The sequence below is a fragment of the Brevibacterium sp. 2SA genome (genome assembly GCF_005502845.1).
Taxonomy (GTDB): domain Bacteria; phylum Actinomycetota; class Actinomycetes; order Actinomycetales; family Brevibacteriaceae; genus Brevibacterium.
The window spans coordinates 55,388-61,786 of record NZ_SCMW01000014.1 but is presented as its reverse complement, the minus strand read 5'-3'; the positions used below and the strand labels follow the sequence as shown (position 1 = coordinate 61,786).

Here is a 6,399-nt window from a genome sequence, read left to right as displayed (position 1 = left end):
CGAGGAGGTCACCGGGGGCGGGAGCGGGAAGGTGCTTGAGGAGCACAGCGGTGCCGGGGTCGAGCCGGGTGGGGGAGAACGTCCCGCTCAGCGTCTCCACGGTCACGGTGCGACCGGCGAGGTCGAGGGTGATCTCCCGGCGCTTCGCGTCGCTCGTCGGGCTCTGCGTGAAATAGTGCTCTGCCACCGTTTCAGTGTAGTGGTCTGTGGGAGAATAGAACGACGTCGGAATGCGTTGCACAGAATGCACCACGACAACGACACACGAACAAAGGAATGAATGACGTCCACCGACAAAGAGCGTCGAGATGCCATGCTCGACCGCGTCCTCGCCAGAGGTGCTCAGGCGCTGAGCCCGCAGGGAACCCCCGCTGACGAGGACTCCCAGTTCGATCTCGCCGAGCGTGCCGCCCTGCGGCGCGTCGCCGGACTCTCCACCGAACTCGAAGATGTCACCGAGGTCGAATACCGCCAGATCCGGCTCGAGCGCGTCGTGCTCGCCGGACTGTGGAACACCACGCTCGACGAGGCGGAGAACTCGATCCGCGAACTCGCCGCGCTCGCCGAGACCGCCGGCTCCGAGGTCCTCGATGCGATCGTCCAGCGCCGGGAGAAGCCGGACCCGGGCACGTACCTCGGCAAGGGCAAGGCCGCCGAGCTCAAGGAGATCGTCGAAGCCGTCGGCGCCGACACCGTGATCATCGACTCCGAACTCGCTCCCAGCCAGCGGCGCGGGCTCGAGGACGTCATCAAGGTCAAGGTCGTCGACCGCGTCGCGCTCATCCTCGACATCTTCGCCCAGCACGCGAAGTCCCGCGAGGGCAAGGCCCAGGTCGAGCTCGCGCAGCTCGAATACCTCCTGCCGCGTCTGCGCGGCTGGGGTGAGTCGATGTCCCGCCAGGCCGGTGGCCGGGTCGCCGGCGGTGCCGGCATCGGATCGCGCGGTCCCGGTGAGACGAAGATGGAGCTCGACCGCCGCCGCATCCGCACGCGGATGGCGAAGCTGCGCCGAGAGATCGCCGGCATGGCCCCGGCCCGGGACACCAAGCGGAAGAACCGCAACCGCAACCACATCCCGTCGGTGGCGATCGTCGGGTACACGAACGCGGGCAAGTCCTCCCTGCTCAACCGGCTCACCGACGCCGAGGTGATGGTCCAGAATGCGCTGTTCGCGACCCTCGACCCGACCGTCCGGCAGTCGCGGACGGCCGAGGGCATCACTTTCACGTACACCGACACCGTCGGCTTCGTCCGCAACCTGCCCCACCAGCTCGTCGAGGCGTTCCGCTCGACGCTCGAGGAGGCGGCCGACTCCGATCTGCTCCTCCACGTCGTCGACGCCTCGCACCCGGACCCGCACGGGCAGATCCACGCGGTGCGCGAGGTCCTCGGCGACGTCGAGACCGGTGACATCCCCGAACTCCTCGTCTTCAACAAGGTCGACCTCGCCGACGAGAACGTCGTCACCGCCCTGCGCGCCGAATACCCCGGAGCGCGGTTCGTCTCCGCGGCGACGGGGGAGGGCATCGCCGAACTCGTCGAGACGATCGAGGAGAAGCTGCCCTCGCCGAACATCGAGATCACCGTCCTCATCCCGTATGAGCGCGGCGACCTCGTGTCGAAGATCTACGCGCTCGGCACCGTCGAGCACGAGGAGCACGGCGCCGGCGGCACGGGCATGCAGGCGAAGGTCCCGGCCGAACTCGCCGCCGAACTCGAGGAGTTCCGCAGGCCCGACCTGGTCATCGGCGAGTGAGCACGGTCTCCGATCTGCTCCAGACCGCGGTCGGGGCGATCGGCGGAGCGCCCCGTGAGGGGCAGACCGAGATGGCCGAGGCGGTCACCTCGTCGCTCGACAAGAACATCCACCTCCTCGTCCAGGCGGGCACGGGCACCGGCAAATCGCTGGCCTACCTCGTGCCCGCCGCTGAGTACGCCAGCCGCACCGGCGGGACGGTCGTCGTCTCGACGGCGACGCTGGCGCTGCAGACGCAGATCATCCACCGGGACCTGCCGCGCCTGTTCAAGGCGCTGAAGAAGACGCTCGACCCGCTGCCGAAGGCCGCGCTGCTCAAAGGGCGGCGCAACTATGTGTGCAAGCACAAACTCGACGGCGGCTACCCCGACGAGGACGAGGGCATGCTCTTCGACCTCGGCGCCGATGCCGCCGCCGGTCGCAAGCCCGCCGACCGGTCCGGCCTCGGTGAGGAGATCCAGCGGATCCGGACGTGGGAGAAGACGACGGACACCGGCGACCGGGATGATCTGCTGCCCGGCGTCAGCGACAAGGCGTGGGCGCAGGTGTCGGTCAACGCGTTCGACTGCCTCGGGTCGAACTGCCCGCTCTTCACCGAGTGCTACGCCGAACAGGCGCGGACCGCGGCCTCGGAGGCCGACATCATCGTGACGAACCACGCGCTGCTCGCGATCGACGCGTTCGGGGAGAACTCCGTGCTGCCCGAACACGACGTCATCATCATCGACGAGGCCCACGAGCTCAAGGACCGCGTGACGAACGCCCTGTCCGGCCAGATCAACACGGGAATGCTGTCGGCGGCCACCTCGGCGGTGCGGAAGAACACGGCGGTCGAGGACGGGGTCGTCGCGATGCTCGACACCGCCTCGGCGGCCTTCGAACGCGCCACCGCCGGTGTCCAGGAGGGGCTCATGCTCTTCGTCGGCGAGCCGCTGGCACTAGCCCTCACGCAGATCCGCGACTCCGCCCGGCAGATCATCAACGACATCGGCGGACGCGGAGAGGACGCCGATGCAGGGCGGCAGATGGCCAAGGCCCGGTGCCAGGAGATCTTCGAACTCGCCGAGCGCTTCTGCGACCCCGGCAAGAACGACGTCGTGTGGCTGAGCCGCAGCACCTTCCGCGAACGCGAGACGACCAACCTCGTCGTCGCCCCGCTGAGCGTGGCCGGGACGATGCGCAACGGCATCTTCGAGGACTCCACCGTCGTCGCGACCTCGGCGACGCTCGCCCTCGGAGGGAACTTCGACGCCGTGGCCGCCTCGCTCGGTCTCTTAGGACCGGACGCGCCGAGGTGGGACGGCCTCGACGTCGGCTCACCCTTCGACTACGGCCGCCAGGGGATCATCTACGTCGCGTCTCACCTGCCCAAACCCGGTCGCAGCGGGCTGAGCGAGGAAGCGCTGGCCGAACTCGAAGCGCTCGTCACCGCATCCCGTGGCGGGGCGCTCGGGCTCTTCTCCTCGAAGGCGGCAGCGAATGCCGCCGCCGAGCACCTGCGCGCCAAGGTCGACGTCCCGATCCTTCTCCAGGGGGAGGACGGTCTGCCGTCACTCGTCTCCCGCTTCGCCGCCGACGATGAGGCGTGCCTGTTCGGGACGATGTCACTGTGGCAGGGCGTCGACGTGCCGGGGAGGACGAACCGGCTCGTCATCATCGACCGGATTCCGTTCCCGCGGCCGGACGATCCGCTCATGCAGGCGCGGGCCCGCGACGCCGACAAGCGCGGTGTCAACGGGTTCATGGCGGTGAGCGCGACGCATGCCGCACTGCGTCTGGCCCAGGGAGCCGGACGCCTCATCCGGTCGACGGCGGACAAGGGCGTGGTCGCGGTGCTCGACTCGCGGCTGCGCTCGGCTCGGTACGCCGGCTACCTCGTCAACTCGATGCCGCAGATGTGGCCGACGACGGACTCACAGCTCGTCCGCACGGCCCTCGGCCGCCTCGCCGACGCGAAGGAGTAGTCCGGGGCGCTCGGCGTCGCCGCGCAGGCTGTGCCCGCGCGGCACCTTTCAGAGGCGGCGGATGACGGCGACGACGAGCCCCATGATCTGCGCGTACGTGCCGTCGATGGGGTCGTAGTCCTTGTTCTGCGGGAGCAGCCACTGGCGCCCGGCCTTGCGCTTGAGCGTCTTCACCGTCGCCTCACCATCGAGGAGGGCGGCGACGATCTGACCGTTGTCGGCGGTGTGCTGCTTGCGCACGACGACCCAGTCGTCGTGGCAGATGGCGGCCTCGATCATCGAATCGCCGACGACCTTGAGGAGGAACATCTCACCGGAGCCGACGACCTGCGTCGGCAGGGAGAAGACGTCGTCGACCTCCTGCTCGGCGAGGATCGGGCCACCGGCGGCGATGCGGCCGACGACGGGGACCTGGACGGTGTTGTTCGCGAGCTCCTCGTACTTCGCCCGCTCCGCCTCCTCTTCTTCGAAGGGATTGACGACCTCGATCGCCCGCGGGCGTTTGGGATCGCGACGGACATAGCCGAGCCGCTCGAGCTGCGAGAGCTGATGCGCGACGCTCGAGAGCGACGCGAGACCCGCGGCCTCACCGATCTCGCGCATGCTCGGCGGGTAGCCGTTGGTGACGACGGCGCGTTCGATCGTCTCGAGGACGAGCCGCTGCCGGGGGGAGAGTCGGAAGTCGCCGGCTCCGGTCGGCCCGTCGGGGATCTCGACCTCGTCCTCTTCGCTGCGCGCAGCCGCGATCTCGCTGGCCACATCCTCGTTGCGCGGCCTTCCTCTGCCTCGTTTGCTCTGCACCATTGCCTCTTCCCCTTCGTTCTAATCCCACCGGTCGAAGCGCTTCGAGAGATCTCGTGTCAGTGCCGCCTGGGATGGTTGTTCGAGATCGATCAACAACGCTGGTTCTCGCTCATTGTCTCATAAATGTTCGAGGTGGACTGGACATTTGTTCGATTGGCATGTTGAATAGAACAGACGTTCTACTCATTGCGGGTGGAATCGTACGAAGAAAGAGGTAAAGCGATGTCTGAGAAGAATCACGAAATGCGTCTGACCGTCCGCGGCCGCCGCGCCGTGCGCCTGCTCCGGACTGCCCTGTGCGCTCTCGCCATCATCGGCGGCACGCTCTTCATCTCCACCCAGACGTTCACCGCCGAGGCGGTCGCTGAGGGAGAAGTCGTCGGAGTCGCCGCTGACGCCGTCGTCGTCGGCGAGGGCGAGTCGCTGTGGACCGTGGCCTCGAACCTCGGCCTCGACCGCGACACCCGTGAGGTCGTCGCCGACATCGTCGAGCTCAACCACCTCGACAGCCCCGTCGTCCACCCCGGCCAGAGCCTCAACGTTCCCCAGCGCTAAAATCGGTGTGTGGGAAACATCGACTCTCTGCCGGTCCGGTCCGACCTCGTCGGTCAGCAGCCCTACGGCGCTCCGCACCTCAACGTTCCGGTACAGCTCAACGTCAATGAGAACGCCTATCCGATCCCCGAGGTCGTCACCGAGGCGATGCGCCGGGCCGTCGACGGCCACCTCGCCGGACTCAACCGCTACCCCGACCGGGAATTCACGGCGTTGCGTGAACACCTCGTCACCTATCTCGACGGCGTCAACGAGCGGGCGGGCGGCTCGGTCGACCTCCTCCCGGAGATGATCTGGGCGGGCAACGGCTCGAACGAGGTCCTCTCCCACATCGTCCAGGCCTTCGGCGGCCCCGGACGCACCGCACTCGGCTTCACCCCGAGCTATTCGATGCACCCGCTCATCACGACCGGCACCGGCGCGACCTGGGTGGCGGCCTCCCGGGACGAGAAATTCGAACTCGACGCCGCAACCGTGGCCGCCGAGGTGGCCCGCGTCGATCCCGACATCGTCTTCCTCTGCACCCCGAACAATCCGACCGGCACCTCGATCGGCCTCGACGTCATCGCCGCCGCCTACGAGAACTGCCGTGGAATCGTCATCGTCGACGAGGCGTACGCCGAGTTCTCCCGTCCCGCCCTGCCCTCGGCGATGACCCTGCTTCAGGGCCGACCGCGCCTCGTCGTCTCCCGGACGATGAGCAAGGCCTTCGCGTGCGCCGGACTGCGGCTCGGCTACGCGATCGCGGCCCCCGAACTCATCGACGCCCTCCGCCTCGTCCGGCTGCCGTACCACCTCTCCGACATCACCCAGGTGCTCGCGTGCACGGCCCTCGACCACGCCGACCTCCTGCTCGGCAACGTCGACCGGCTCATCGACTCGCGCACGGCGATCGCCGACCGCCTCGCCGCCCTCGGCTTCACCGTCTACCCGAGCGATTCGAACTTCGTCCTCTTCGGCAACATCGCCTCACCGGCCGACCTGTGGCAGAAGCTCCTCGATCGCGGGATCCTCATCCGCGACATCGGCATTCCGCATCATGCCCGCGTCAACGCCGGCACGGAAGCCGAGACGACGGCGTTCCTCGCGGCCCTCGACGACATCGTCGCGACCGACCCGGACACTCTGCTCAGCGCTCGCTGAGCCCGACCGCCGTCGCGACCCGAACCACCGCCCTGGTGCGCCGAACCACCGCCTCGGCGACTGCGACGCTCCACCACCTCGGTTCCACCGCCTCGGCGAGACCATCACACAACCGCCTCAGCGAGACCGTCGATGTCCAGGTGCGAGACCCCTGTGCAGGATGCGGACCGGGACTGA

5 protein-coding genes and 1 pseudogene are annotated in these 6,399 nt (G+C 68.2%); 4 read left to right on the top strand and 2 right to left on the bottom strand.

The features are described from left to right. Positions 1-187: pseudogene (locus FFS20_RS07615) on the bottom strand (methyltransferase); the annotation flags it as partial. A gap of 93 nt (positions 188-280) precedes the next feature. Here FFS20_RS07615 and hflX point away from each other — a divergent pair. Continuing rightward, complete coding sequence (gene hflX, locus FFS20_RS07610) at positions 281-1,756, top strand: GTPase HflX (RefSeq protein ID WP_137825264.1); 1,476 nt, start codon at positions 281-283, stop codon at positions 1,754-1,756. Next, entirely contained in the window at positions 1,753-3,720 is a 1,968-nt protein-coding gene (locus FFS20_RS07605) for an ATP-dependent DNA helicase (protein WP_137825263.1), read from the top strand. The genes hflX and FFS20_RS07605 overlap by 4 nt, the downstream gene beginning before the upstream one ends. Before the next feature lie 48 nt (positions 3,721-3,768). Here the strand turns inward: FFS20_RS07605 and lexA are convergent, their stop codons facing one another. Beyond that, positions 3,769-4,524, bottom strand: coding sequence for a transcriptional repressor LexA (gene lexA / locus FFS20_RS07600; protein WP_009378532.1), 756 nt, complete (start codon positions 4,522-4,524; stop codon positions 3,769-3,771). Between the two features lie 243 nt (positions 4,525-4,767). Here lexA and FFS20_RS07595 point away from each other — a divergent pair, with 243 nt between their 5' ends. Continuing rightward, on the top strand, positions 4,768-5,079 hold the full coding sequence (locus FFS20_RS07595) for a LysM peptidoglycan-binding domain-containing protein (protein ID WP_249356719.1): 312 nt from the start codon (positions 4,768-4,770) through the stop codon (positions 5,077-5,079). Between the two features lie 9 nt (positions 5,080-5,088). Beyond that, complete coding sequence (locus FFS20_RS07590) at positions 5,089-6,222, top strand: histidinol-phosphate transaminase (RefSeq protein WP_137825261.1); 1,134 nt, start codon at positions 5,089-5,091, stop codon at positions 6,220-6,222. The last annotated feature ends 177 nt before the right edge of the window (positions 6,223-6,399 follow it).